Origin of the sequence: Xanthomonas hortorum pv. cynarae (assembly GCF_002939985.1) — a bacterium.
GTDB classification, from domain to species: Bacteria; Pseudomonadota; Gammaproteobacteria; order Xanthomonadales; family Xanthomonadaceae; genus Xanthomonas; species Xanthomonas hortorum_D.
In genome coordinates, this window is the sequence record NZ_MDFM01000001.1 from 189,311 (window position 1) to 214,339 (window position 25,029).

Here is a 25,029-nt window from a genome sequence, read left to right on the forward strand (position 1 = left end):
GCGGCAAGGCGCGTGTGGCGCCGCGTACCAACCACGAGCCGGCTGCGCTGCGCCGCCGGCACCAACGCACGACTGCGCGCTACGTGTTGTCAGCCGCTCGTTAGACCCGATCGAGCAAGGTCATCTGCGCCGAATGCGCCGGCTCGCCGGGGCCCGGCGTGCGCTTGTGATAGACGCCCTCGGCATCCAGCTCCCAGGCGTTGACGTTGTCGTCCAGGTAGTTCTGCAACGCTTCGCGATAGACCCGCTTGGCCAGGTCCGGGTCCAGGATCGGGAAGCAGGTCTCCACGCGCCGCAACAGGTTGCGTTCCAGCCAGTCGGCACTGGCGCAATACAGTTCCGCCGCGCCATCGTTGCCGAACCAGTACACGCGGCTGTGCTCCAGAAAGCGCCCCACGATCGAACGCACGCGGATGTTGTCGGAGAAGCCCGGCACGCCCGGCCGCAGCGTGCAGGCGCCGCGCACGATCAGATCGATCTGCACACCGGCTTGCGACGCCGCGTACAACGCGCGCACCACCTGCGGCTCGTTGAGGGCATTCATCTTGGCGATGATGCGGCCCGGGCGACCATTGCGGGCTAGCCGGGTTTCGCGTTCGATCCGCTTCAGCACCCCGGTATGCAGGGTAAACGGCGATTGCAGCAGCTGCTCCAGCTTCATCCGCGGTGCAAGACCGGACAATTGCTGAAACAGCATGTGCACATCGTTGCCGATTTCCACATCTGCGGTGATCAGGCTGATGTCGGTGTACAGACGCGCGGTGCCGCTGTGGTAATTGCCGGTGCCCAGATGCACGTAGCGTTTGAGCTTGCGGCCCTCGCGTCGCACGATCAGAAGCATCTTGGCGTGCGTCTTGAAGCCGACCACGCCGTACACCACCTGCACGCCGGCTTCCTGCAACTTGTCGGCCAGGCCCAGGTTGGCTTCTTCGTCGAAGCGCGCGCGCAACTCCACCACCACGGTGACGTCCTTGCCGTTGCGCGCGGCCAGGATCAACGCATCGACAATCAACGAGTCCTTGCCGGTGCGGTACAGCGTCTGCTTGATCGCCAGCACGTTCGGGTCGACCGCGGCCTGGCGAATCACGTCCAGCACCGCAGTGAACGCATCGAAGGGGTGATGCAACAACACATCGCCCTTCTTGACGATCTCGAAGATGCCGTCGTTGTCGCGCAAGGTGCGCGGATTGAACAACGGATACTTCAGTTCCGGGCGCTGCACCAGATCGTAGACCTGGGTGACACGGCTCAGATTGACCGGCCCGACGATGCGGTACACCGCGTTTTCGTTCAAGCCAAAGTTCTGCAGCAGGGTGCGCATGATCGGCGACGGGCAGTCGTGCGCGATCTCCAGCCGTACCGCCGGCCGGTAGCCGCGCGTGACCAGTTCGTCGCGCAAGGCCAAGGCCAGGTTTTCGACTTCTTCCTCGTCCACCACCAACTCGGAGTTGCGGGTGACGCGGAACTGATACGAGCCCTTGACCTGCATGCCCGGAAACAGCTCATCCACGAACTCAGATAGCACCGACGACAAGAACACGAAGCTTTGCGTTCCATCCGGCGACAGACTGGCCGGCAGCTGGATGATGCGCGGCAACGAGCGCGGCGCCCGCACGATGGCCAGGTGGCCGGCGCGGCCGAACGCATCCTGGCCCTCCAGCACCACCACGATGTTCAAGGTCTTGTTGAGAATCTTCGGGAACGGATGCGCCGGGTCCAGCCCCAACGGCGACAGCACCGGCATGATCTCGTTGCGGAAGTAGGCACGTAGCCAACGCTTCTGGCGCGAATTCCACACCGTTCGGCTGAGCACCGCCACGCCGGCCGTTTCCATCGCCGGGCGCAGCACTTCGTTCCACACGTAATACTGCTGCTCGACCAACTTTGCCGCGCGATCGTGCACTGCGTTGAGGATGGCGGTCGGGCTCAAGCCGTCCGGCGCCGGCGGCAGGCCAAACTCCTGCGCATGTCGGACGGTGGCCGCGCGGATTTCGAAGAATTCGTCCAGGTTGGTGCAGGAAATGCACAGGAAGCGCAGCCGTTCCAGCAACGGGACCTGCTCATCCAGCGCCTGCGCCAGCACCCGGAAATTGAAATCCAGCTGCGACAGTTCGCGGTTGATATACAGCGACGGCTCGCGCAACGGATCGGCGGCGATCTCTTCGGAAGAAGCGGTGTCGTGGGAGTGTTTGGCGTGGCCCATGGAGTCGATCATCAAGACGGAATGGAATGCGTCGTTAGCGCGCGCAACATGCAGCACGGTGCGACTTGGCGCGCGCTGCGCAGGTGCATCGCACCGCGCTGCGACGCGCACCCACTACATATCACGCCGAGCGTGACAGTGGCAGGGACTGATCGCGCTGCACCACGCGTGCAGCCACAAAATGACACGAGAATTCGCTGCCGCGCCCGACTTCGCTTTCGATCTCCAGCCGCGCCTGATGCAGCCCCAGGATGTGCTTGACGATCGACAACCCCAGCCCGGTCCCGCCGCTCTCGCGCGAGCGGCTGCTGGAGACGCGATAGAAGCGCTCGGTGATGCGTGGCAGATGCGAGGCGGGAATGCCGTAGCCGGTGTCACGCACCGCCAGTGCCGCGCCATCGCCATCGCGCATGAAGCGGATCGTCACCTTCCCACCGCCCGGCGTATAGCGCACCGCGTTGGTGACCAGGTTGGAGAACGCGCTATGCAGTTCCTTGTTGGAGCCAAGCAGATCCACGCCGGCCTCATCGAACACTTCCACCGTGTGGCGGCCCTGGCTGTGCGCTTCGGCCTCGCGGCGCAAGGTCGAGAGCATCGGCGCCATCGCCACATGTTCTTCGCCGAGTTCTTCCTGCGATTCCAGCCGCGACAGCGTCAGCAGATCTTCGACCAGCTGCGCCATGCGTTGCGATTGCTTGCGCATCTCCGCCAGCATCGGGCCCGAGTCGGGGAAGTCCTCCGGGTCGAGCATGTCCAGATAGCCGTGTACCACCGTCAGCGGCGTGCGCAATTCGTGCGAGACATTGGCCACGAAGTCGCGGCGGACCTGCTCCAGCCGCAGCAGCTTGCTGACATCGCGCGCCACCAGCAGCCAGTAATCGTCGGAATACGGGATCAGGCGCAGATTCAAACGTAGATCCGGATCGACCGGCGAGGCAGCATCGAGCATGGGTTCTGCATTGCGACCGGCCGCCAGCCAATGCGCCAACGGCAACGGCTGCAACCGCTCCACCACCGACACGCCCATATCGCCGGGATGATGCAGGCCAAGCAGGCCACCGGCCGCCTTGTTGAACCACTGCACGCGCTGGCTGTTGCGATCCACCACCACCACCGCATCGGGCAACGCCTGTGCGGCGGCGCGGTAGGTGCGCAGCATGTCGATCAGGCGACGCTTGCGCCCGCGCATTTCGGCCTGGCTGCGATAGAGCAGCCGATCCAGTTCGTTCCAGGCACCGACGCCGGCCGCCGGCTCGGCACGCTGGCGCGCAGTGAGCCGCCGCAGCACCTGCCGCAGCCGCCAGTAATGCCAGGCCAGTACGCCCAGTGCAGTCAGCGTCAGCGCCATCCACACATGTTCGATCAGCACGCCGGTCAGCACGGCAGCGCCCAGCAACAGCGCCAGGGTACCGAGCGTCTTGAACCAGGCGGAACGAATATGTTGAGGCATGGAAGGCGTTACCACGGAGCGTCGGGTAGGCACGCAGCCCGACCGGTGTCAACGGCCGGGCCGGCCTGTGCGGCAGGCATCAGGCGGCCGAAGAGAAACGGTAGCCCGAGCCACGCACGGTCTGCACCATGTTTTCCAGGCCGAACGGTTCCAGCGTCTTGCGCAGGCGGCGGATATGTACATCGATGGTGCGCTCTTCCACGTACACGCTGCCGCCCCAGACATGATCCAGCAGTTGGGTGCGCGTATACACGCGCTCCGGATGGGTCATGAAAAAGTGCAGCAAGCGGTATTCGGTCGGGCCGATCGGCACCGGCGCGTCGCCGGCGAACACCCGATGCGCGGCGCCATCGATGCGCAGCCGGCCCACGGCCACGCTGCCATCTTCGTCGTCCTCGCGGGTGCGGCGCATCACCGCACGGATGCGCGCCAGCAACTCGCGCGCCGAGAACGGCTTGACCACGTAATCGTCGACCCCGGCTTCCAGGCCACCGACGCGGTCGTTTTCTTCGCCGCGCGCGGTCAGCATGATGATCGGAATCTCGCGAGTCAGCGATTCCTTGCGCCAGCGCCGCGCCAGGTCCAGCCCGCTGGTGCCTGGCAACATCCAGTCCAGCAGGATCAGGTCCGGCACACGGTCGGCGATGGCGGTCTGCGCCTCGCGGGCGTCGCCAGCATGGATGGGTTCGAACTCGCCCTTGCGCAGCGCGAACGCCACCATGTCGCGGATTGCGGGTTCGTCGTCGACGATCAGGATGCGTTTCTGCACGCGGGGCTTACCGTCTGGCTTCGATGGTCGCCAGTAGACTACGGTTTTGTGACTCTAATGTGACATGGCGGGCGCATTACGTCGTTCGCGACACTCATAAGCGGGCTGTGCTGCGAGGCGACAGGCAGGCGTTGCGGCATCGAGCACGCCATTTGTCATCCCGAAAAGTGACATTACCGCACTGCATGACATGCGCTAACGCGTGGACAGATCCGGGTCGCGGATGCCCTGGCGGCGCAGTTCCAGCACCGTGGGCGTAATGGCGGCAATGCGGGCGTCCACGCGCGCACGTGTCACATAATCGAGATCTTTCTTCTTCAGCGCCTCCAGCTGGATCAGCGCCTGTTCGGCGCGGCCGTTCAAGTACGCCGATTCGGCATAGGCCTCGCTGGCGCGCAGCTGGTCGCCGGCCAATTCGCAGGCGCGGGCGTAGGTCTGCTGCAACAACGCATCATCGCTGTTGCGATACAGCAGCGGTTCCAGCACCTGGCGCGCACGCTGGCCGGATGTCTCGGTCGCCTGCTCGTTGAGCGCGCCGGCATAGGTCAGCGCCACCGCACGGTTGGTCGGCAATTGCTTGAGCAGCGCATCGAAACGCGCATTGGCCACCTCGCGCTGGCCCACGCGCGCCTGCGCCTCGCTCAGGCCCAGCGTCAGCCATAAATTATCCGGATGCGCCTCCAGCAGGCTGGCCAGTTCGGCCACCGGCTCGCTTGGCCGCCCGCCGCTGTTGCGCAAGCGCGCCAGGGCCAGCCCGTAGCGCTGCGCATCGGTCAGGCCGCCCTTGGCGCTGCGGCGCAGAGTCTCGTATTCGCGGATGGCCGCATCCGGCGTGGCCGCGCTGAGCACGCGCAGGCGCTCCTTGGCCCAATCGAAGCCCTGCTGTTCGCCGCTGCGGCTGAGCGCATCCACCGGCAACCGCAGCGCATACGGAAGAATCGCGTTGCCGTTGTGGCTCAGTGGCTCCGACAGCGAAGGATCAGAGGGATTCACGCGCTCCTGGCGCGTGCCGCCCGGCACCGAGGTGGTCAGCACCACGGTGTTCTTCTTCATCTGTTCGGCGCGCGCCTTGGCCTCGCTGATGCGGGTGACGGTGACCGGGTGGGTCTGCAGGAAGTCCGGCGCGCTGTAGCCGCCCTCGTTGGCGCGCATCGCCACCGACATGCGCTCGAAGAAGCCGGCCATCGCATCCACGTCGTAGCCGCTGCGCACCAGCGTGCGAATGCCCAGCCGGTCGGCTTCGGACTCGTTGGAGCGGGTGTAGTCGATCTGGCGCTGCTGCATCAGCCCCATGGCGCTGGTGATGCCGGCCATGGTGGCGTCGCCCTTGGAATTGCCGCCGGCCTGTTGCGCGGCCACCACCGCCGCCAGCATGCCGAGCAGGATCGGGATCTGATCGCGCTGCGCCCGCTCCACCCCGCGCAACACGTGCTGCTGGGTGACGTGGGCGATTTCGTGCGACAGCACTGCGGCCACTTCGTCCTCGCGCTCGGCCGTCAGCACCAGCCCGGCGTTGACCGCGATGTAGCCGCCCAGGGTGGCGAAGGCGTTGATCTGGCGGTCGCGCAGCATAAAAAACGTAAACGGCTGCTGCGGTTGGTCGCTGTTGGCGCCCAGCCGGGTGCCCATGGTCTGCAGCCAATCGGTGACCAGCGGGTCGTCCAGCACATAGTCGTAGTTGCGCAACTCGGCCAGCATCATTTTGCCGTACTCGGCCTGGCGCGCCGGGGTCAGCAACTCGCCGGCAGACGAACCGATATCGGGCAGGCGGCTTTCCTGCGCAGGTGCCACACCCATGGCAACGGCCAGCGTGAGGGCGGTGGCGAGCGGTAGCAGGCGCAAGTGGAACTCCCAGGTGATGCGCGGAGCATGCGGGCAGCACGGCGCAGGGGCGTGAATCGACAGTTAATCCACAGTGTTGCGGTGACGACATGGAAATTCCAGTCGCCCGGTACCATTGTCAGACCTCAGACCAACCACGGAGTTTCCCGTGAGCCAAGACCCTAACGTGCAGGATGCGGCCACCGGCCCGCAGATCACCCTGTATTCCTCCGCGATCTGCCCGTACTGCGTGGCGGCCAAGAACTTCCTCAAGAGCAAGGGCCGGACCTGGACCGAGGTGCGCATCGACCTGGACCCGGCCGAGCGTCACAAGATGGTCGCGCTGGCCAAGCGCACCAGCGTGCCGCAGATCTTCGTCGGCGACGTCCACGTGGGCGGCTACGACGACATGATGGCCATGCACCGCGCCGGCAAGCTCGAACCGTTACTGGCCGGCGCCACGGGCGGCCAGGCATGAGTGAGCACGAGGGCGGCAGCGACGACCGTCTGCGCGAGTTCACCGAATTCCGCCAGCGCATGAATCAACGCATCCTGGCCGAGCCCAACCAGGTGGTGCGCCGCTTCTTCGCGCTGGACACCCAGACCTATCAGGCCGGCGCGCTGGACGTCAAAACCAAGGAGCTGCTCGGCCTGGTCGCCTCGATGGTGCTGCGCTGCGACGACTGCATCAGCTACCACGTCGCCCAATGCAAGGAGGCCGGCGTGACCCGCGAAGAGTTCTTCGAAACCTTCTCGGTCGGCCTGGTGGTCGGTGGCTCCATCGTCATCCCGCATCTGCGTCGCGCGGTGGATTTTCTCGACCAGCTCGAAGGCGGCGCCCAGGCGCCGGCGCAGAACGCGCACGATTGATGCGTAACGGATCCGGTGCCGACCGGCGTGTGAGTCGGAATTGGTGATTCGGGATTCGTCAAAGCGAGCCGGTTGTGTGCGCCGCCCGTCGAGGCGGCGCGTTGCGTTGGGTGCTCGCCGCCCTTAGACCAAGGTCGGTTTGGGCGCCTTCACCGGCATCGGGCATAATTGCCTGTGAAACCTCCTTGCGCCGCTCTGCCGGGTTTTGCGGCTGGCGCTCCCCCCTTCAAGTTCGGAAACCCAACGTTATGACGCAGACAATCACGGTCATCCGCGGCGACGGTATTGGCCCGGAGATCATGGATGCCACGCTGTTCGTGCTCGACGCGCTGCAAGCTGGCCTGACCTACGAGTACGCCGACGCTGGCCTGGTCGCGCTGGAGAAGCACGGCGATCTGCTGCCCGAGTCCACCCTGGCTTCGATCACCAAGAACAAGGTTGCGCTGAAGAGCCCGCTGACCACGCCGGTCGGTGAAGGTTTCAGCTCGATCAACGTCGCCATGCGTCGCAAGTTCGACCTGTACGCCAACGTGCGTCCGGCCAAGTCGTTCCCCAACACCAAGTCGCGTTTCGCCGATGGCGTGGACCTGATCACGGTGCGCGAGAACACCGAAGGCGCGTACCTGAGCGAAGGCCAGACCGTGTCCGAGGATGGCGAGACCGCGTTCTCCGGCGCCCGCGTCACCCGCAAGGGCTCCGAGCGCATTGTGCGCTACGCCTTCGACCTCGCCCGCGCCACTGGCCGCAAGAAGGTCACTGCGGTGCACAAGGCCAACATCATCAAGTCGACCTCGGGCCTGTTCCTGAAGGTGGCACGTGACGTGGCGACGCAGTACCCGGAAATCGAATTCCAGGAAATGATCGTCGACAACACCTGCATGCAGCTGGTGATGCGCCCGGAACAGTTCGACATCATCGTGACCACCAACCTGTTCGGCGACATCATCTCCGACCTGTGCGCCGGTTTGGTCGGCGGCCTGGGCCTGGCCCCGGGCGCCAACATCGGTCTGGATGCCGCGATCTTCGAAGCCGTGCACGGCTCGGCACCCGACATCGCAGGGCAGGGCAAGGCCAACCCGTGCGCGCTGCTGCTGGGCGCCGCACAGATGCTGGACCACATCGGTCAGCCGCAGAACGCCGAGCGCCTGCGCGAAGCCATCGTGGCCACCCTGGAAGCCAAGGACTCGCTGACCCCCGATCTGGGTGGCACCGGCAACACCATGGGCTTTGCCAAGGCCATCGCCAGCCGCCTCTGAGCATCGAAGCGAGCTGCAAAAAGAAAGGGCGCCTTAGGGCGCCCTTTCTTTTTGTGCGGGTCAGATTACTTGAAGTCAGTGTCAGGCCATCAAGCGCGGGAAATCGCTGTTGCGATTCCCCAGTCCCGATTCCCCATTCCCCATTCCCCATTCCCCGCTTAATTGCGCGACTGCAGCTTCGACAGCAGGCGCAGGAACTCGATGTACAGCCACACCAGCGTCACCATCAGGCCGAATGCGCCGTACCACTCCATGTGCTTGGGAGCGCCCTGTTCCACGCCGGTTTCGATGAAGTCGAAGTCCAGCACCAGGTTCAGCGCCGCAATGACTACCACGAACAGGCTGAAGCCAATCCCGATCAAACCCGAGTCATGGATGAACGGGATGCGCACACCGAAAAAGCCCAGCACGATGGTTGCCAGATACACCAGCGCAATGCCGCCGGTTGCCGCAACCACGCCCAGCTTGAAGTTCTCGGTGGCCTTGATCAGCCCACTGCGGTAGGCGAACAGCAGCGCGAACATCGTGCCGAAGGTCAGTAGCACCGCCTGGAACACGATGCCGTTGAAGCGCGCCTCGTACACCGCCGAAATCGAGCCAAGAAAGAAGCCTTCCACCAGCGCATACAGCGGCGCGGTGATCGGTGCCCAGGTCGGCTTGAAGCTGGTCGCCAGTGCGAACACCAGCCCGCCGATCGCGCCGGCAATCATGTACAGCTTGGCTGCAGGCAATGGCATGCCATCGGCACCGATCGACTGCGACCAGGCGAAAGCGGCGGTGAGCACGGCCATCAACAACAACGCACCGGTCTTGTTGACGGTGCCGTTGAGGGTCATCGCCTGGCCGTCGCGGGTGACGACCGAGCCGGAGCCAAGGTCGAGGAATGTGGATTCCCGAAGGGCAGGGTTGCCGCTACGCATGCGTGTTCTCCATGAGATGTAGGTGCTCGCCATGGTGGTGAGCGTTGTCGCGAGGATACCGGATCGGTGAATTGACGCAGAGTGATTGACAGCGAGGCCAATCGTTCCCAAAATAGCCGACCTTTCCAGCCTTCGGGATTGAAAGGTCCCGCCGGGGTATAGCGCAGTCTGGTAGCGCGCCTGCTTTGGGAGCAGGATGTCGGGGGTTCGAATCCCTCTACCCCGACCATTCCGAGCTTCCTGCGGCGTGGGAATGCAACGTTCGGTCCGGGCGCCCGTAGCTCAACCGGATAGAGCACCGGCCTTCTAAGCCGGCGGTTACAGGTTCGAGTCCTGTCGGGCGCGCCATCGGCGGTGCGGTAGGAAGTAGGTTTTCAGTGGTGGCTGTAGCTCAGCTGGTTAGAGTACTGGATTGTGATTCCAGATGTCGGGGGTTCGAGTCCCCTCAGCCACCCCACTGATTGCAGGAAATGTTGGGCCCGACGCATCGCGGGGTGTTGCAACGAAGCAAAAACGCACATACAATGTGCGACCAGTTTCAGGGCCGTTAGCTCAGTTGGTAGAGCAGTTGACTCTTAATCAATAGGTCCAAGGTTCGAATCCTTGACGGCCCACCAAATAAAAGCACTTAGGCAAACACCTAGGTGCTTTTCTTTTTTCCGGCACTGGAAACAAGAAGAGACGTCTCAAGGCAGGAACTGCGCCAGTTGTTCGCTTGCAGCGAATTCTGCTGCTGTGTCTGTTCAGCAGTTGCCTGATCAAGCTTGTTGCTTGGCCGGCACTAAGTCTGCTTGCATCGGATGCCTGGTGACCTGTGGTCTGCAGCCCAGGCCGGCAAACTCAAATGAGGCGTGATGTGTCCAGAGCAACACGGCGCTCGATCCTCCAGCAGGTCGTGATCTTTGCAGTGGTCGGTCCTCCGCTAGGCGGATTGCTGGGCTTTCTGCAGTGGGCGCGGTTAGATGGCGAGACTGCTTTTCTGATCGCAGGCTTGTCCTACGTTCTGGTGTTGCCGGTGTTTGCTGCCGCTGGTGCGGGATTGATGTGCGCGTTGATGTGCCGTCGTCTGTATCGCGAGCGTGGGCCAAACCCCTTTGTCCAGATCGCAATCGGCGCGCTGAGCGGCCTGCTTTCGGCTGGGTTGGTCGTGTTGCTCACAGCGGTCATCGGCGGCTGGTCCATGGGCTCGGATCGCGATCTGATCCTGGCCTTGGTACGAAGCGGGCTATGGGGCGGCGGCATCTGCGCATTGCTTGCGTGGCTCTTCAGGTCACGCTTGTCGCGAACAACTGCAGGCGCGTAAGCGCTCAGGGCGATGCGGTCAGCTCAGACCTCTGGCTTCGTTGCATACGCGGAAACGCCAGCAAGAAGCGCGCACCTTTACCGGGAGCCGAACTCACTTCGACAAAGCCACCGGCCTGACGCACCGCGCTATACACCTGCGTCAAGCCAAGCCCGGCTCCTTTGCCTGCGTCCTTGGTAGTGAAATAGGCTTCGAATAGCCGCGATTGCACACCTGCATCCATGCCATGTCCGCTATCGGCAACGGTGATGGTGACGTAATGCCCGCCCGGTTTGCTCAGGCTCGCGTTCTCGGCCGCCACGACGGTGTCGCCGGTTTCGATACGGATGGTGTCCCCGCTCTTGCAGGCATCGCGGGAGTTGATCACCAGATTCAGGATCGCGCGCTCCACCGTATGGCGGTCGACCATGGCGCAGCATCCGCCTTCGCTGGTGCGCAACTGCAATTGCAACTCGGCGCCGATCACCTGTTCCAGCAATGGGCTCAGTTGTTCGGCCAATGCAGCAAGGTCCACTGCTTCCGGGCTGTACGGATACTGGCGCGAAAATCCGACCAGTCGCTGCGCCATGACCGATCCATGTTGAAGCGCCGCGTCGGCCACGCTCAATAGCTTGGCATCGTGCGCATCGATCCTTTCGCGCTGTACGACCAGGTCGATGGCCGATGTCGCTGCCTGCAGTACGTTGTTCAAGTCGTGAACGACGCCTGCCAGCAATTGGCCGACCGCTTCGCCTTTCTGTGCCTGCTCGGAAATTTTCTCGGCCGCTCCCTGTGCGGCGCGCGCAATGTCCAGATCGCCTTCGATGCGCTCCTGCAGGTCGCGCAGGGTATGCAGTTCGGTCGACAGCGAATTTTCGCGCGCACGCGCCAGCATCAAGGCGCCGGTGGAAAACTCGCGCTCGGCCTTGAGCATGGAATCCAGTGTATGGAACGCCGCCTCCAGCGCCCTGCGGTCGGAGATGTTCTTGCTCACTGCAAGAATCGCCTCGACGTTGCCAAAGGCGTCGAACAGCGGGCTGGTGACCACCTGCCAGGTCTGACGCACGCCGGCGAAGTTCACGCAGGCGGCCTCGAATTCCTGGATCAAGCCATTCGCGGAACCGGCGATCGCCGCATCGACCAGGCCCACGGCCTCTGGCGGCCACAGTTCGCGCCATGGCTGCGAGATGAGCTGGTCGGGATGGCTGACGCCGAGTCCGGCCAGCCCATTGACGTTGATTGCCGTGATCCGCCCATCGAGGTCGATCTCTTTGATGCAATCGCGGGACAGTGCCACGATCTGGCGATATCGGTCTCTCATCGCGACTGCTGCCTCACTCATCTAGATTTAACGGAATTTTCGCAAATCCTACCTTTACCGTGTACGAGTAAAAGTACGAGGCTTCGATCGTTGCGGCGATGCAAAGTTTAACGGTTCACCTCGCTTCCCGGGCAAAGTGCGTCAGCGATAGCTTGGACGATCAGCTGCGAAAGCCTGCGGGTCGGCTTCAGCCTATTGGGCTTAAGCCTATTGAAGGTGCGCTGCGGCATCACGACGCTTTTTCTTTCCCGGCATCCCTGCAACAATGCGCGGGCAAGCGCAGCATCGCGAAAGTGGCGGAATTGGTAGACGCACCAGATTTAGGTTCTGACGCCGCAAGGCGTGGGGGTTCGAGTCCCCCCTTTCGCACCAATGCAGTGCGGCCGTGAGTGTTCCGGCCGCTGCATGATCCGCAAAACCGGCTGTCCAGACTTGAGCGACGCGGTTGTGCGCATTCCGCTGGCAGCGGCAGCCGTTATCGGCGAAACTACAAGGCTCGGCGGCTTTCTCGCCATCCGTCAACCCGCATCTTCCATCTCGTGCCGACGCTTGTGCTGTCGGTGGCAGGAGTCAACATGCAAGCATCGATCGAATCCACCGGCAATCTGGAACGCCGCCTGACCTTCACCCTGCCGCAGGAGCGTCTGGAGACGCACGTCGGTGGCCGCCTGCGCGAGATCGCGCGGACCGCGCGCATCAAGGGGTTCCGCCCCGGCAAGGTGCCCGCCAAGGTCATCGAGCAGCGTTTCGGTCAGCAGGTGCGTGCCGAGGCAATGGATGGTTTGCTGCGTGAGACCTTCGATTCGGCCGTGCGCGAGCATGCGCTGCGCCTGGCGGGCAATCCGCGGATCGACAAGGCCGGCGAGAGCGATTTCGATTTCGTCGCCACCTTTGAAGTGGTGCCGGACTTCGGCGACATCGATGTGACCACGCTGTCGGTGGTGCGCCATACCGCCGAAGTGACCGACGCCGACATCGACCAGATGATCGAGAACCTGCGTCTGCAGCGTCGCACCTGGAACCCGGTCGAGCGTGGCGCCCAGGTCAATGACCTGGTGGCGCTGGAGACCTGGTCGCAGGCCGGCGACGAGCGTCTGCCCGCCGAAGGCGTGGAGACCGGCAGCAGCGTGCTCGGCTCGGGCGTGATGTTCGATCAGATCGAAAAGGGCCTGGAAGGTCTGGCCAAGGGCGAAGACAAGACCCTGACCATCGACTTCCCGGCCGAGTGGCGCGTGCCACAGCTGGCCGGCAAGACCGTGCAGGTGCACGTCAAGGCGGTCGAGGTCTCCGAGCCGGTGTTGCCGGTGGTGGACAATGAGTTCATCAAGAGCTTCGGCGTCAAGAGTGGCGATGCCGAGCAGTTCCGCGCCGACATCCGCACCAACCTGGAGCGCGAGCTCAAGGGCGCGCTGATGAACCGCCTGCGTCGCGAAGTGGGCGAGCAGCTGATTGCCGCCTATGCGCATGTGGAAATGCCGCCGCGTCTGGTCGAAAACGAAGCACGTTCGATGCTGGCCCAGCAGGTGGAGCAGGTCCGCCGTAGCGGCCGCAACCCGGGCGAGATCCCGGCCGATGCCCATCAGGGTTTCATGGACGCGGCCGCCAAGCGCGTACTGGTCGGTCTGCTGGTGGGCGAGGTGGCCCGTCGTAACGAGCTGCGTCTGGAATCCAAGCGCGTCAGCGAAACGCTGCGTCTGATCGCCTCGACCTACGAAGAACCGGAACAGGTCATTGAGATGTACCGCAACGACCCCCAGTTGATGGGTGGGCTGCAGAGCCGTGTCATGGAAGAGCAGGTGATCGACTGGATTGCCGAGCGCGCCCAGCACACCGAGCAGCCGATGTCGTTCCAGGATGCGATCCGTCAGTAATGCGAGTCCCTCGCAAGAGCCCGCACATCCATGTGCGGGGATTCAACTAATAGACACAGGAGATTCCCCTCGCGTGGACAATGTAACCAGAGCCTTGAACCTCGTCCCGATGGTGGTCGAACAGACCAGCCGCGGCGAGCGTGCGTACGACATCTACTCGCGCCTGCTGAAGGAGCGTCTGATTTTCCTGGTCGGCCCGATCGACGACCATATGGCCAATGTGATCGTGGCGCAGCTGCTGTTCCTGGAAGCGGATAACCCGGAAAAGGACATCAGCATCTACATCAACTCGCCCGGTGGCGTGGTCACCGCCGGCATGGCGATCTACGACACCATGCAGTACATCAAGCCGGACGTGAGCACCATCTGCGTCGGCCAGGCTGCATCGATGGGCGCGCTGTTGCTGGCATCGGGCGCGGCCGGCAAGCGCTATGCGCTGCCGAACTCGCGCGTGATGATCCATCAGCCCTTGGGTGGCTTCCAGGGTCAGGCGACCGATATCGACATCCACGCCCGCGAGATCCTGACGCTGCGTTCGCGTTTGAATGAGATCCTGGCCAAGCACACCGGCCAGTCGCTGGAAACCATCGGGCGCGATACCGAGCGCGACAACTTCAAGAGCGCGGTCGATGCGCAGGCCTATGGCCTGGTCGATCAGGTGCTGGAGCGTCGTCCGGAAGAGTCGATCCAGCCGTCCTGATCGCCAGATGCCTGAAATTGCAGGAAAAACGGCAGGGTCGGGCTGGACGGATGTCCTCTCGACCCTGTGCTATTCTCGAAATCGAACCCCCGTGCATCGGGTGGGGTAACTGGGTAACAGAAGCATGAGCGAAGACCGCCAAGGTCGTTCCGGCGACAGCAACAAGATTCTCTACTGCTCGTTCTGCGGTAAGAGTCAGCATGAAGTCCGTAAGCTGATTGCCGGTCCCAGCGTATTCATCTGCGATGAGTGCGTTGAGCTGTGCAACGACATCATCCGCGAGGAACTCGAAGAGAAGGCGCAGTCGGCACGTTCCAGCCTGCCCAAGCCGCGCGAGATTCTCGAGGTGCTGGATCAATACGTGATCGGGCAGCTGCGCGCCAAGCGCACGCTAGCAGTGGCGGTGTACAACCACTACAAGCGTATCGAGAGCCGCAGCAAGAACGACGAAGTCGAGCTGGCGAAATCCAACATCCTGCTGGTCGGTCCGACCGGCTCGGGCAAGACGCTGCTGGCCGAAACGCTGGCGCGCCTGCTCAATGTGCCGTTCACCATCGCCGATGCGACCACGCTGACCGAAGCCGGCTATGTCGGTGAGGATGTGGAAAACATCATCCAGAAGCTGCTGCAAAAGTGCGATTACGACGTCGAGAAGGCGCAGCAGGGCATCGTCTATATCGATGAAATCGACAAGATCTCGCGCAAGAGCGAGAACCCGTCGATCACCCGCGACGTGTCCGGCGAAGGCGTGCAGCAGGCGCTGCTGAAGCTGATTGAAGGCACGGTAGCCTCGGTGCCGCCGCAGGGCGGGCGCAAGCATCCGCAGCAGGAATTCCTGCAGGTCGACACCAAGAACATCCTGTTCATCTGCGGCGGCGCGTTCGCCGGCCTGGACAAGGTGATCCAGCAGCGGTCCAACGATGCCGGCGGCATTGGCTTCGGTGCCAAGGTCAAGAGCAGCGAGCGCAAGCAGGAAGTCGGCAAGATCCTGGCCGAAGTCGAGCCGGAAGATCTGATCAAGTTCGGCCTGATCCCCGAGTTCGTCGGCCGCCTGCCGGTGGTTGCCACGCTCGAGGAGCTGGACGAGCCGGCGCTGATCAAGATCCTGACCGAGCCCAAGAACGCCATCACCAAGCAGTTCAAGAAGCTGTTCGATATGGAAGGCGTTGAGCTGGAATTCCGTCCCGACGCCCTGTCTGCGATCGCCAAGAAGGCGCTCAAGCGCAAGACCGGCGCGCGCGGCCTGCGCACCATCGTCGAATCGGTGTTGCTGGATACGATGTACGAGCTGCCGTCGCAGGAAAATGTCAGCAAGGTGGTGGTGGACGAGTCGGTCATCGAGCACAAGTCCGAGCCGTATCTGATCTACCAGGCGCAACCGGCTCCGGCCAAGGCAGCGTCCGGCGACTGAGCCCCTGATGCCGCGTCTCCAGGCCTTGGCCTCGCTCGCGGATAAAGGGTTTCCGACCGCTACTTGCAAGACCTCGCCGATGGCCCCATAACGGGGCCATCGGCTTTTTTTACGCCCTATTTCCCGATTCCAGCGGAGCGCCCCATGGCCCAGTCCCAACCAGAAGTTCTCGATCTGCCAGTGTTGCCGCTGCGCGACGTGGTGGTGTTTCCGCATATGGTGATTCCGCTGTTCGTCGGTCGCGACAAATCGATGCGCGCGCTGGAAAAAGCCATGGAGGCCGACAAGCGCATCCTGCTGGTGGCGCAGAAGTCGGCTGAGACCGACGACCCGACCGCAACCGATCTCTATACCGTCGGCACGCTGGCGCAGGTGTTGCAGTTGCTCAAGCTGCCCGATGGCACCATCAAGGTGCTGGTCGAAGGGCTGTCGCGGGTCACCGTCGACAAGGTCGTCGAGTTGGACGGCGCACTGCAGGGGCAGGGCATCGAGGTCGAAGCCAGCGATGCGCGCGAGCCACGCGAACTTGAGGCGATCGCGCGTTCGCTGATGTCGCTGTTCGAGCAATACGTCAAGACCAATCGCAAGCTGCCGCCGGAGTTGTTGCAGACCCTGGCCGGTATCGATGAGCCGGGCCGTCTGGCCGACACCATTGCCGCGCATATTGGCGTGCGTCTTGCCGACAAGCAGCGCCTGTTGGAGATCACCGAAATCGGCGAGCGCCTGGAGTTGCTGGTCGGTCTGGTGGACGGTGAGATCGATGTGCAGCAGCTGGAAAAGCGCATCCGCGGCCGCGTCAAGTCGCAGATGGAGAAGAGCCAGCGCGAGTACTACCTCAACGAGCAGATGAAGGCGATCCAGAAGGAGCTGGGCGATCTGGACGACGCGCCGGGCGAACTGGAAGAAATCGCCCGCAAGATCGCCGAGGCGGGCATGCCCAAGCCGGTCGAGACCAAGGCAAAGGCCGAGCTCAACAAGCTCAAGCAGATGTCGCCGATGTCCGCCGAGGCGGCCGTGGTGCGCAACTATCTGGATTGGTTGTTGGGCGTGCCGTGGAAGAAGCGTTCCAAGGTGCGCAAGGATCTGAAGGCTGCGCAGGACACGCTGGACGCCGATCACTACGGTCTTGACAAGGTCAAGGAGCGCATCCTCGAGTACTTGGCCGTGCAGTCGCGCGTGAAGCAGATGAAGGGGCCGATCCTGTGCCTGGTCGGGCCGCCGGGCGTGGGCAAGACCTCGCTCGGGCAGTCGATCGCCAAGGCGACCAACCGCAAGTTCGTGCGCATGAGCCTGGGCGGTATCCGCGACGAAGCCGAGATCCGTGGCCATCGCCGGACCTATGTGGGTTCGATGCCGGGCCGGCTGGTGCAGAACCTCAACAAGGTGGGCAGCAAGAATCCGCTGTTCCTGCTCGACGAGATCGACAAGATGTCGATGGATTTCCGTGGCGACCCATCGGCGGCGTTGCTGGAAGTGCTCGATCCCGAACAGAACAATTCCTTCAACGACCACTATCTGGAAGTCGATCTGGATCTGTCGGAAGTGATGTTCGTCGCCACCTCCAACTCGCTCAATATCCCCGGTCCGTTGCTGGACCGCATGGAAGTGATCCGCATCCCCGGCTATACCGAGGATGAGAAGCTCAACATCGCCATGCGCTATCTGGTGCCCAAGCAGATCAAGGCCAACGGCTTGAAGCCGGAAGAGATCGAGATCGGCAGCGACGCCATCCAGGACATCGTGCGCTATTACACGCGCGAATCTGGTGTGCGTAACCTCGAGCGCGAAGTCGCCAAGATCTGCCGCAAGGTGGTCAAGGAAATCGCGCTCGTCGGTCCGCAGCCGGTAGTGAAAAAGGCCGTCGCCAAGAAGGGCAAGCCCAAGGCCCTGGTCGTGGTGAACTCGAAGAATCTCGACAAGTACCTGGGTGTGCGCCGCTTCGATTTCGGGCGCGCCGAAGAAGAGAACGAGATCGGCCTGGTCACCGGTCTGGCATGGACCGAAGTCGGCGGCGAGTTGCTGCAGGTCGAATCCACGCTGGTGCCGGGCAAGGGCAACCTGATCCTCACCGGTCAGCTCGGCAACGTCATGAAGGAATCGGCATCGGCTGCGTTGTCGGTGGTGCGTTCGCGCGCCGAGCGACTCGGCATCGATGTGGACTTCCTGCAGAAGCAGGACGTGCATGTGCACGTGCCCGATGGCGCCACACCTAAGGACGGTCCCAGCGCAGGTATCGCGATGGTGACCTCGCTGGTGTCGGTGCTGACCAAGGTGCCGATCCGCGCCGATGTGGCGATGACCGGCGAGATCACCTTGCGTGGTCGCGTCTCGGCGATCGGCGGATTGAAGGAGAAACTGCTGGCTGCCTTGCGCGGCGGCATCCGCACCGTGTTGATCCCCGACGAGAACCGCAAGGATCTTGCCGACATTCCTGCCAACGTGACGCGCGATCTGAAGATCGTTCCGGTCAAGTGGATCGACGAAGTGCTGGATCTTGCACTGGAGCGTCCGCTGGCACCGAAGAAGGCGGGCAAGGAGAAGGCCCGCAAGACTGCCTCGCGCGTCGCCGTGCGTGGCAAGTCCCGCACTACTCCGGGTACCCGCGTCAAGCACTAAAAGCGCTTGTCTAAACCCAGGCAAAACAAGCCAAAACCCGCGTCGTTATTGGGTTTTGGCTTGCGTGCGGTTGGGGGCGCTGGTATAAATGCACGACTCGTGGGCGCGGCAAATTGTGATGCGTCACGCGATACCACTTGTGTCGGGTTCTTCGCTAACGGCAAGAGCGCCGATTGTCGATTCCGCGGCATCTGCCGCAAAGGGAGTTTCAAGAATGAATAAAACCGAATTGATCGATGGCGTTGCCGCTGCCGCTGACATCTCCAAGGCTGAAGCCGGCCGTGCTGTCGACGCGGTTGTGAGCGAAATCACCAAGGCACTGAAGAAGGGCGAAGCCGTCACCCTCGTCGGCTTTGGTACCTTCCAGGTCCGCGAGCGCGCTGAGCGCACCGGCCGCAATCCGAAGACCGGCGACAGCATCAAGATCGCGGCTTCGAAGAATCCTGCGTTCAAGGCTGGCAAAGCCCTGAAGGATGCAGTAAACTAATCGACTCGCTAGGGTGCTTAGCTCAGCGGTAGAGCGTCTCCCTTACACGGAGAGGGTCGGGGGTTCGAAACCCTCAGCACCCACCATTAAGCACCAGGCAAACGTTTCAAGTGCGGAGCGGTAGTTCAGCTGGTTAGAATGCTGGCCTGTCACGCCGGAGGTCGCGGGTTCGAGTCCCGTCCGCTCCGCCAGTTACACCCGAAGCCCCTGAGCAATTGGGGGCTTCGTTTTCTCCACAGCATTCGCATTGCGAATGATGCAGAGAGAGAAGTCCAAGTTTAAAGCGGAGCGGTAGTTCAGCTGGTTAGAATGCTGGCCTGTCACGCCGGAGGTCGCGGGTTCGAGTCCCGTCCGCTCCGCCAGTTATACGAAAGCCCTCGGCCTTGTGCCGGGGGCTTTTTTTTGCAGCATTGCCCGAGGTTACGCGTTTAATGGCGCATCGCGGCCGATGGCGTGGAGCATTGGGCTGGGTGCTCGGCGCCAAGCGCGTTACACTGCGCGGCTCGCCCACAGGCCGTGATTTGCCAATGCTGCAGAAACTTCGCGACAAGACGTCAGGCTGGATCGCTACCGCCATCCTGGGGTTGCTGATGATTCCGTTCCTGTTCGTCATCGACAACAGCTACCTCGGCGGCATTGGCGCCAACAACGTGGCCAAGGTGCAGGCGCCGCCCACATGGTGGAAATCGGCACCGTCCTGGTGGCCGGTGTCGCTGCTGTGGCAGCACCATGAAATCAGTACGCAGGATTTCCGCGCACGCTTCGAGCAGGCGCGTATGCAGGAGCGTCAGCGCCAGGGCGATAATTTCGACCCGCGCACGTTCGAATCGCGCGAAAACAAGCTGCAGGTACTCGATCAACTGGTTGACGAGCAAGTGGTGCGTCTGGGCGCCGAAGACGCCGGCATCGTGATCGGCGATGCGACCGTGCGCGATTACATCACCGGCATTCAGGCGTTCCAGGTCGATGGCAAATTCAGCCCCGACCAGTACCGCGCCGCACTCGCACAAGGCACGCCACCGCGCACGCCGGCGCAGTTCGATGCGTTGGTGCGCGACAGCTTGCAGCAGTCGGTGATTCCGCAGGCGATTGCCGAATCGGGCTTTGCGACCAAGGCCGAGTTCGAGCGCCTGCTCAAGTTGATGGGCGAAACGCGCGACGTGGAGCTGGCGATGCTGCCGCCACCGGCTGCAGACACCGCGCCGGTCAGCGATGCGCAGATCAAGCAGTGGTACGACGGGCATGCGCAGGATTTCCGTCAGCCGGAGACCGTGACGATCGAGTACGTCGAGATCAATGCGGCCAAGTTGCAGCCGGCAACCGCCGCCGACGAGGCGACCTTGCGCAAGCGCTATGAAGAAGAGAAGGGCCGCTTTGTCGAGCCGGACCAGCGTCTGACTTCGCACATCCTGATCAGCGCTGGCAGCGACCCCGCCGCGCAGAAGGCTGCCGAAGCGAAGGCAGCCAAGCTCGCCGCAGAAGCCAAGCAGCCGGGCGCCGATTTTGCTGCATTGGCGAAGGCCAACTCGCAGGATCCGGGCTCCAAGGGGGCTGGTGGCGATCTGGGTTGGGTCGAGAAGGGCACGATGGTCAAGCCGTTCGAAGACGCGTTGTTCGCAATGAAGGCTGGCGATGTGGTTGGCCCGATCAAGAGCGAGTTCGGTTACCACGTGATCCAGCTGCGCGAGGTCAAGGGCGGCCAGGGCAAGTCGTTCGAGCAGGTGCGCGATCAGCTCGCTGCCGAGCAGCTCAAGGCCGATGCCGACAAGGCGTTTGCCGATGTGAGCGGCAAGTTGGTGGATCAGGTCTACAAGAACCCCACCGTGTTGGAGCCAGCGGCCAAGCAGGTCGGTCTGCCGGTCCAGACGCTGGGCCCGTTCTCGCGTGCCGATGCCAGTGGTATCGCCGCCAATCCTGCAGTGCTGCGTTCGGCATTCTCCGAGACGCTGGTGCAGGACGGCACGGTGAGCGACCCGATCACCATTGCGCCGAATCACAGCGTGGTGTTGCGGGTGACCAATCATGGCGCCGAGCAGGCGCTGCCGTTGGACAAGGTGCGCGACAAGGTGATTGCGGCGATCCATGCCGACCGCACCGAGAAGGCCGCCGCAGCGGCTGCGGATGCATTGTTGGCGCGGGTGCAGAAGGGCGAAACGTTGCAGGCGCTGGCGGCCAGCGAGAAGCTGCAGGTGCAGCCGATCCCGGGCCTGCCGCGCACCGCGCCGATCCCGACACCGGCGGCAAACCGTGCCATCTTCAGCGCGCCGCGCCCGACCGAAGGCAAGCGGTCGGTGGGCAAGGTGGAGCTGGACGGCGGGCGCTTTGCGGTCTTCGTCATCGCCAAGGCCACGCCAGGCGATCTGAAGCAAATGCCGGCCGAGCAGCAGACCATGCTGCGCGAACAGCTGAGCCAGATCGATGGCAACAACGCGGCGCAGGCGTACGTCAAGGAAATGCGCAAGCGCTACAAGATCCAGATCGAAGAGGCGCAGCTGTAAGGCTGCCTTCTTCAGCTGGTGAAGACGAGAAAGCCCGGGTGACCGGGCTTTTTCTTTGGGATATCGGTCCGTGCCGTGGGGCTGAGGCCTTGTAGGTGCGTTTGACGTACTCGGCCGATGTCTTCGGGTTCGGGGTCGATGGTGTGTCTGCTGCTTCAAGAGCGCTAGAAAGACCGCTCTCCAAGGCTGCCCACATCCTGACGAGCACGCGTGGCCACGCAGTTCGCAGTCGATTGAGCGGGGTGGCCCACTGCCGTTCGATTATTTCAACACGCCTGCTGTGTCGCCGGCAGCCTCGCCCGGGCATTCAAGCGCACAGCAACTGCAGCACCATGCAGTCCTTGATCACGCTGATACTGGCTGTCTAGAACGTCATGCGAGCGACGGTGGCATGCGCGATGTCGCTGCGGACCAAGCGGGCCCCTACGTAGGCTGCGTTGTGTCGGCTTAAGGCCTGTCGTCGAACGACAACACCATGCCTGGCTTCAGTACCGCACGCTTGTCCAGCCCATTGCTGGCAAGCAACGTCGCCACAGTCACGCCGTAGCGGCGCGCAATGGCCCAGGCGGATTCGCCGTTGCGCACCGTATGCGTACGCGCTTGCGCGTTCGACGTCCTGGCAGTCGTGGCGACCACCGTAGGCGCGGCATCGTTGGTCTCGGCAATCCTGCCCACATCAGCGGATGCGACGACGGCACCGGCCGAGCCTGGCTGCGCTGCCGCGACTGGTGCAAGTACATGCACACCACTTGGCGCAGCACGTGCGCTGGCCAATGCCGGATTCAGCCGGGCGAGCAGCTGCGGCTCGATGGCACGCTGTCCGGCCCAGGCGTTGAGGCTGGTGCCAACCGGCAATGCGTGTTCGGTCAGTACCGGAACCGGGCGGTCGAGCGAGGTCAGCAAGTTGCCCTGCTGTTGCGCGTGGTCGAGCACACAGGCGAGCGCGTGCAGCTTTTCCACATACTCATAGGTGACCTTGGACATGCCGGGCAGCTCGGACGGACGCGCGTTCTGCGCGTTCATGCCGGCCGTGCGCATCGCCTGTAGCACACGGTACTCGCCAGCGTTGTAGGCCATCAGCGCCAGGCGCCAATCGCCGCCGAACATGCCGTAAAGCGTCTTGAGATAACGTACCGCAGCGGTGGTGGAATCCACTGCCGAGAGGCGGCCGTCGTATTGCGCGCCAACCGGCACATGGTGGTTGCGCGCCGTGGTGGCGATGAACTGCCACAAGCCGGCCGGTCCGCTGCCATTGCGCGCGCCCGGGCGGTAGCCGCTTTCAACAAAAGGAATCAGCGCAAACTCGGTCGGCATGTCGGCCTTGCGCAGCTCGTCGACCACGTAGCCGAACAGCGGCAGGACGTCCTGTGCATCGTCGGCCAGGCGGGCTGGTGCACGCGAGAAGTGCTGTTCCCAACGCGTATCGCTGTGCTCGCTATCGCAGCCTGGATCTGCACGCCCGTCCAAAAACGACGAAAAGATGTCCTGGCCGTTGCGTAGGCTAGGTGCGGCTGGCGGCGTCGTTGAGCTGACTGCGGGTTTGGTGCGGCTTGCGTCGATAGGCGATGCGGCTGCCGGTGCAATGGCCGCACAGGCGGCCAGCACTGCCAAAAGCAAGCGCCTCATGCGCGAAATTCGTCTTTCCAGCGCCGAAGTTCGGCGAAAACATCTACATCGGAGGAAAGTGCGCAAGATGCGCGCGCTGCGGCTGCGGCGCGAATCTCGGAACTGCTGGTGCGTAGAAAAGGGTTGGTGGCCAGTTCACTCTTGAGCGAAATCGGCAGGGTAGGACGGGCTGCTTGACGCATGGCCTGGGCTTCCTGTTGACGGCGCTGCAAGGCAGCGTTGGTGGGATCGACGTGCAGCGCGAAGGACGCGTTGGCCAACGTATATTCGTGGCCGCAACACACAAGCGTTTCGCCAGGCAAAGAGGCCAGACGCTGCAACGAGTCGAACATCTGAGGAGCGGTACCTTCGAACATCCGCCCACAGCCTAGGCTGAACAGCGTATCACCGCTGAACAGATGCTCGTCGGTGACAAAGGCGATGTGGCTGAGGGTGTGGCCCGGCACCTCGAGCACTTCAAAGCCCATGCCAAGCAGAGTCAAGCGCTCGCCTTGTCCAACCTGGCGGGCATCGGCCGGACTGCGTTCGTCGGCAGGGCCGAACAGTTCCAGGTCCGGCCAGCGCTGCTGCAATGCCGCCACGCCGCCGATGTGGTCGGCATGGTGGTGGGTGAGCAACACGGCGCTGGGAGTGAATCCTTCGCGCTTTGCGGCAGCGAACACCGGCTCTGCCTGACCGGGGTCGACGATGACAGCGCGGCCATCCGCAGCGACCAGCGCCCAGATGTAGTTGTCTTCGAATGCGGGCAGGGCGGTCAGTCGCATAGAATTGGGACCATGCCTGCCACGCCCTTCTCCCGTCAAGCTGGCGTCTCATCCTGGTTTGAAACAGGCGCGGGGCGCAGTCTGCTCCAGCTGGAGCGCCAAGTGGCGCTGGCGGCGCTGCAAACGCGTCCGTCGCAGCCCTGGTTGTGGCTGACGCCAACCACCGACCTACCGCCGCGCGAGGCGTTGCAGGGGCGTGGGTTGCGCTTGTATCGCAGCGCGGGGCGCTTTGCTGGCGATGCGCGTTGCGCGATGCCGTTCCCGTTGCCGGCCGAGAGCCTGCAGGCGATCGTGGTGCAGCATGCGGTGGTCGGCGGCGCGGCGGAATTTTTGGCCGAATGCGAGCGGCTGCTGATGCCCGGCGGCCGGCTGTGGCTGTTCACGCTCAATCCGATGAGCCCCTACCGCTTTCGCTGGGCGCGACGTGGTCCGGTCGCCCTGCGGCCGGATCGTTGGCGGTTGCTGGCGCAACGTGCGGGGCTGCAATGCGTTGACCAGGAACGTTACCTGGGGCCGATCTGGCGCACCGGAAGTGGCCCCTCCGGCCCTGGCCGCGCACCCTGGCGCGCGGTGTATTTACTCGAAGTGGAAAAGCGTGCTGCCGCTTCGATCGGCCCGACCCCGATCGCGATGCCCTCGCGCTGGCCACAGCCCGTGGCCACGATTTGACGACTGACTACTTTCCAAACACCAGAAGCTGATGAAATCAATTGAAGTGCATACCGATGGCTCCTGCCTCGGCAATCCCGGGCCGGGCGGTTGGGCGGCCCTGTTGCGTTACAACGGCCGCGAGAAGGAATTGGCCGGCGGCGAAGCCACCTCCACCAATAACCGCATGGAGTTGATGGCGGCGATCATGGCGCTGGAGACGCTCACCGAGCCATGCCAGATCGTGCTGCATACCGACTCGCAATACGTGCGGCAGGGCATCACCGAATGGATGTCCGGCTGGGTGCGGCGCGGTTGGAAAACTGCTGGCGGCGACCCGGTCAAGAATCGTGAACTGTGGGAGCGGCTGCATGCGGCCACGCAGCGTCACAGCATCGATTGGCGTTGGGTGAAAGGCCACAATGGCGACCCGGATAACGAGCGCGTCGACGTGCTTGCCCGCAATCAGGCCATCGCCCAGCGCGGCAGCCTGGCAACACAATAAGCAAGAGGATT

General features: G+C 63.3%; 20 protein-coding genes and 8 tRNA genes. 20 read left to right on the plus strand and 8 right to left on the minus strand.

Translation table 11 applies throughout. The annotated features are described in order from the left end of the window. Positions 1-100 precede the first annotated feature (100 nt). From ppk1 to XcyCFBP4188_RS00985, 4 genes are all read right to left on the minus strand, one after another. Complete coding sequence (ppk1, locus tag XcyCFBP4188_RS00970) at positions 101-2,203, minus strand: polyphosphate kinase 1 (RefSeq protein ID WP_043909862.1); 2,103 nt, start codon at positions 2,201-2,203, stop codon at positions 101-103. A gap of 121 nt (positions 2,204-2,324) precedes the next feature. After that, positions 2,325-3,653 carry a phosphate regulon sensor histidine kinase PhoR gene (phoR, locus tag XcyCFBP4188_RS00975; RefSeq protein ID WP_006451736.1) on the minus strand — a complete coding sequence of 443 codons (1,329 nt, stop codon included), beginning with the start codon at positions 3,651-3,653 and terminating at the stop codon, positions 2,325-2,327. Positions 3,654-3,732: 79 nt separating this feature from the next. Next, entirely contained in the window at positions 3,733-4,422 is a 690-nt protein-coding gene (phoB, locus tag XcyCFBP4188_RS00980; protein ID WP_006451737.1) for a phosphate regulon transcriptional regulator PhoB, read from the minus strand. Between the two features lie 195 nt (positions 4,423-4,617). Then, positions 4,618-6,264 carry a M48 family metalloprotease gene (locus XcyCFBP4188_RS00985; RefSeq protein WP_006451738.1) on the minus strand — a complete coding sequence of 549 codons (1,647 nt, stop codon included), beginning with the start codon at positions 6,262-6,264 and terminating at the stop codon, positions 4,618-4,620. Between the two features lie 148 nt (positions 6,265-6,412). Between XcyCFBP4188_RS00985 and grxC the strand changes: the two genes are divergently transcribed. The 3 genes from grxC (at position 6,413) to XcyCFBP4188_RS01000 (ending at position 8,369) form a co-directional block, all read left to right on the plus strand. After that, the gene (grxC, locus tag XcyCFBP4188_RS00990; RefSeq protein WP_006451739.1) at positions 6,413-6,721 is read left to right on the plus strand and encodes a glutaredoxin 3; all 309 of its coding nucleotides are present in this window, start codon (positions 6,413-6,415) and stop codon (positions 6,719-6,721) included. Further along, positions 6,718-7,113 (plus strand): carboxymuconolactone decarboxylase family protein, encoded by a 396-nt coding sequence (locus XcyCFBP4188_RS00995; protein ID WP_006451740.1) that lies wholly within the window; start codon positions 6,718-6,720, stop codon positions 7,111-7,113. The genes grxC and XcyCFBP4188_RS00995 overlap by 4 nt, the downstream gene beginning before the upstream one ends. 248 nt (positions 7,114-7,361) lie before the next feature. Further along, entirely contained in the window at positions 7,362-8,369 is a 1,008-nt protein-coding gene (locus XcyCFBP4188_RS01000; RefSeq protein WP_006451741.1) for an isocitrate dehydrogenase, read from the plus strand. 158 nt (positions 8,370-8,527) lie between these two features. Here the strand turns inward: XcyCFBP4188_RS01000 and XcyCFBP4188_RS01005 are convergent, their stop codons facing one another. Next, positions 8,528-9,289 (minus strand): Bax inhibitor-1/YccA family protein, encoded by a 762-nt coding sequence (locus XcyCFBP4188_RS01005; protein WP_006451742.1) that lies wholly within the window; start codon positions 9,287-9,289, stop codon positions 8,528-8,530. 152 nt (positions 9,290-9,441) lie between these two features. Between XcyCFBP4188_RS01005 and XcyCFBP4188_RS01010 the strand changes: the two genes are divergently transcribed. The 5 genes from XcyCFBP4188_RS01010 (at position 9,442) to XcyCFBP4188_RS01030 (ending at position 10,592) form a co-directional block, all read left to right on the plus strand. After that, positions 9,442-9,518 (plus strand) — tRNA-Pro (locus XcyCFBP4188_RS01010). Positions 9,519-9,560: 42 nt separating this feature from the next. Next, positions 9,561-9,637: transfer RNA gene (locus XcyCFBP4188_RS01015), tRNA-Arg, on the plus strand. Between the two features lie 32 nt (positions 9,638-9,669). Then, positions 9,670-9,746: transfer RNA gene (locus XcyCFBP4188_RS01020), tRNA-His, on the plus strand. 84 nt (positions 9,747-9,830) lie between these two features. Then, positions 9,831-9,906, plus strand: a tRNA-Lys gene (locus tag XcyCFBP4188_RS01025). 239 nt (positions 9,907-10,145) lie between these two features. Continuing rightward, positions 10,146-10,592, plus strand: a complete 447-nt coding sequence (locus tag XcyCFBP4188_RS01030) for a hypothetical protein (protein ID WP_248283106.1) — start codon at positions 10,146-10,148, stop codon at positions 10,590-10,592. A gap of 4 nt (positions 10,593-10,596) precedes the next feature. On the opposite strand, the gene XcyCFBP4188_RS01035 is transcribed toward XcyCFBP4188_RS01030, so the two are convergent. Next, on the minus strand, positions 10,597-11,892 hold the full coding sequence (locus XcyCFBP4188_RS01035) for a PAS domain-containing sensor histidine kinase (protein ID WP_104591492.1): 1,296 nt from the start codon (positions 11,890-11,892) through the stop codon (positions 10,597-10,599). Between the two features lie 287 nt (positions 11,893-12,179). Between XcyCFBP4188_RS01035 and XcyCFBP4188_RS01040 the strand changes: the two genes are divergently transcribed. From XcyCFBP4188_RS01040 to XcyCFBP4188_RS01085, 10 genes are all read left to right on the plus strand, one after another. Beyond that, a tRNA-Leu gene (locus tag XcyCFBP4188_RS01040) sits at positions 12,180-12,264 on the plus strand. A gap of 203 nt (positions 12,265-12,467) precedes the next feature. Beyond that, positions 12,468-13,763: a trigger factor gene (tig, locus tag XcyCFBP4188_RS01045; RefSeq protein WP_006451745.1), complete on the plus strand. Its 1,296-nt coding sequence runs from the start codon at positions 12,468-12,470 to the stop codon at positions 13,761-13,763. 73 nt (positions 13,764-13,836) lie between these two features. After that, positions 13,837-14,463 (plus strand): ATP-dependent Clp endopeptidase proteolytic subunit ClpP, encoded by a 627-nt coding sequence (gene clpP / locus XcyCFBP4188_RS01050; RefSeq protein ID WP_023902875.1) that lies wholly within the window; start codon positions 13,837-13,839, stop codon positions 14,461-14,463. Between the two features lie 124 nt (positions 14,464-14,587). Next, positions 14,588-15,874, plus strand: coding sequence for an ATP-dependent Clp protease ATP-binding subunit ClpX (gene clpX / locus XcyCFBP4188_RS01055; protein WP_006451747.1), 1,287 nt, complete (start codon positions 14,588-14,590; stop codon positions 15,872-15,874). A gap of 144 nt (positions 15,875-16,018) precedes the next feature. After that, a complete protein-coding gene (gene lon / locus XcyCFBP4188_RS01060) occupies positions 16,019-18,490 on the plus strand; it encodes an endopeptidase La (protein ID WP_104591493.1) in 2,472 nt (823 codons plus the stop codon). 214 nt (positions 18,491-18,704) lie between these two features. Next, entirely contained in the window at positions 18,705-18,977 is a 273-nt protein-coding gene (locus tag XcyCFBP4188_RS01065; protein WP_006451749.1) for an HU family DNA-binding protein, read from the plus strand. A gap of 11 nt (positions 18,978-18,988) precedes the next feature. Next, positions 18,989-19,063 (plus strand) — tRNA-Val (locus XcyCFBP4188_RS01070). Between the two features lie 28 nt (positions 19,064-19,091). Then, positions 19,092-19,168 (plus strand) — tRNA-Asp (locus XcyCFBP4188_RS01075). Between the two features lie 94 nt (positions 19,169-19,262). Beyond that, positions 19,263-19,339 (plus strand) — tRNA-Asp (locus XcyCFBP4188_RS01080). Positions 19,340-19,504: 165 nt separating this feature from the next. Further along, the gene (locus XcyCFBP4188_RS01085) at positions 19,505-21,475 is read left to right on the plus strand and encodes a peptidyl-prolyl cis-trans isomerase (protein ID WP_104591516.1); all 1,971 of its coding nucleotides are present in this window, start codon (positions 19,505-19,507) and stop codon (positions 21,473-21,475) included. 447 nt (positions 21,476-21,922) lie between these two features. On the opposite strand, the gene XcyCFBP4188_RS01090 is transcribed toward XcyCFBP4188_RS01085, so the two are convergent. Further along, on the minus strand, positions 21,923-23,101 hold the full coding sequence (locus tag XcyCFBP4188_RS01090; protein WP_006450173.1) for a lytic transglycosylase domain-containing protein: 1,179 nt from the start codon (positions 23,099-23,101) through the stop codon (positions 21,923-21,925). After that, complete coding sequence (gene gloB / locus XcyCFBP4188_RS01095) at positions 23,098-23,865, minus strand: hydroxyacylglutathione hydrolase (RefSeq protein WP_006450174.1); 768 nt, start codon at positions 23,863-23,865, stop codon at positions 23,098-23,100. The genes XcyCFBP4188_RS01090 and gloB overlap by 4 nt, the downstream gene beginning before the upstream one ends. Positions 23,866-23,877: 12 nt before the next feature. Here gloB and XcyCFBP4188_RS01100 point away from each other — a divergent pair, with 12 nt between their 5' ends. After that, complete coding sequence (locus tag XcyCFBP4188_RS01100; protein ID WP_006450175.1) at positions 23,878-24,534, plus strand: hypothetical protein; 657 nt, start codon at positions 23,878-23,880, stop codon at positions 24,532-24,534. Between the two features lie 31 nt (positions 24,535-24,565). Next, positions 24,566-25,018: a ribonuclease HI gene (rnhA, locus tag XcyCFBP4188_RS01105; RefSeq protein ID WP_006450176.1), complete on the plus strand. Its 453-nt coding sequence runs from the start codon at positions 24,566-24,568 to the stop codon at positions 25,016-25,018. The last annotated feature ends 11 nt before the right edge of the window (positions 25,019-25,029 follow it).

Bases quoted from the DNA above. Each gene is read 5' to 3' on its own strand.
- ppk1 (WP_043909862.1), bottom strand. From the start codon at position 2,203: ATGGGCCACGCCAAACACTCCCACGACACCGCTTCTTCCGAAGAGATC.
- phoR (WP_006451736.1), bottom strand. From the start codon at position 3,653: ATGCCTCAACATATTCGTTCCGCCTGGTTCAAGACGCTCGGTACCCTG.
- XcyCFBP4188_RS00995 (WP_006451740.1), top strand. From the start codon at position 6,718: ATGAGTGAGCACGAGGGCGGCAGCGACGACCGTCTGCGCGAGTTCACC.
- XcyCFBP4188_RS01000 (WP_006451741.1), top strand. From the start codon at position 7,362: ATGACGCAGACAATCACGGTCATCCGCGGCGACGGTATTGGCCCGGAG.
- XcyCFBP4188_RS01005 (WP_006451742.1), bottom strand. From the start codon at position 9,289: ATGCGTAGCGGCAACCCTGCCCTTCGGGAATCCACATTCCTCGACCTT.
- XcyCFBP4188_RS01035 (WP_104591492.1), bottom strand. From the start codon at position 11,892: ATGAGAGACCGATATCGCCAGATCGTGGCACTGTCCCGCGATTGCATC.
- tig (WP_006451745.1), top strand. From the start codon at position 12,468: ATGCAAGCATCGATCGAATCCACCGGCAATCTGGAACGCCGCCTGACC.
- clpX (WP_006451747.1), top strand. From the start codon at position 14,588: ATGAGCGAAGACCGCCAAGGTCGTTCCGGCGACAGCAACAAGATTCTC.
- lon (WP_104591493.1), top strand. From the start codon at position 16,019: ATGGCCCAGTCCCAACCAGAAGTTCTCGATCTGCCAGTGTTGCCGCTG.
- XcyCFBP4188_RS01065 (WP_006451749.1), top strand. From the start codon at position 18,705: ATGAATAAAACCGAATTGATCGATGGCGTTGCCGCTGCCGCTGACATC.
- XcyCFBP4188_RS01085 (WP_104591516.1), top strand. From the start codon at position 19,505: ATGCTGCAGAAACTTCGCGACAAGACGTCAGGCTGGATCGCTACCGCC.
- XcyCFBP4188_RS01090 (WP_006450173.1), bottom strand. From the start codon at position 23,101: ATGAGGCGCTTGCTTTTGGCAGTGCTGGCCGCCTGTGCGGCCATTGCA.
- gloB (WP_006450174.1), bottom strand. From the start codon at position 23,865: ATGCGACTGACCGCCCTGCCCGCATTCGAAGACAACTACATCTGGGCG.
- XcyCFBP4188_RS01100 (WP_006450175.1), top strand. From the start codon at position 23,878: ATGCCTGCCACGCCCTTCTCCCGTCAAGCTGGCGTCTCATCCTGGTTT.
- rnhA (WP_006450176.1), top strand. From the start codon at position 24,566: ATGAAATCAATTGAAGTGCATACCGATGGCTCCTGCCTCGGCAATCCC.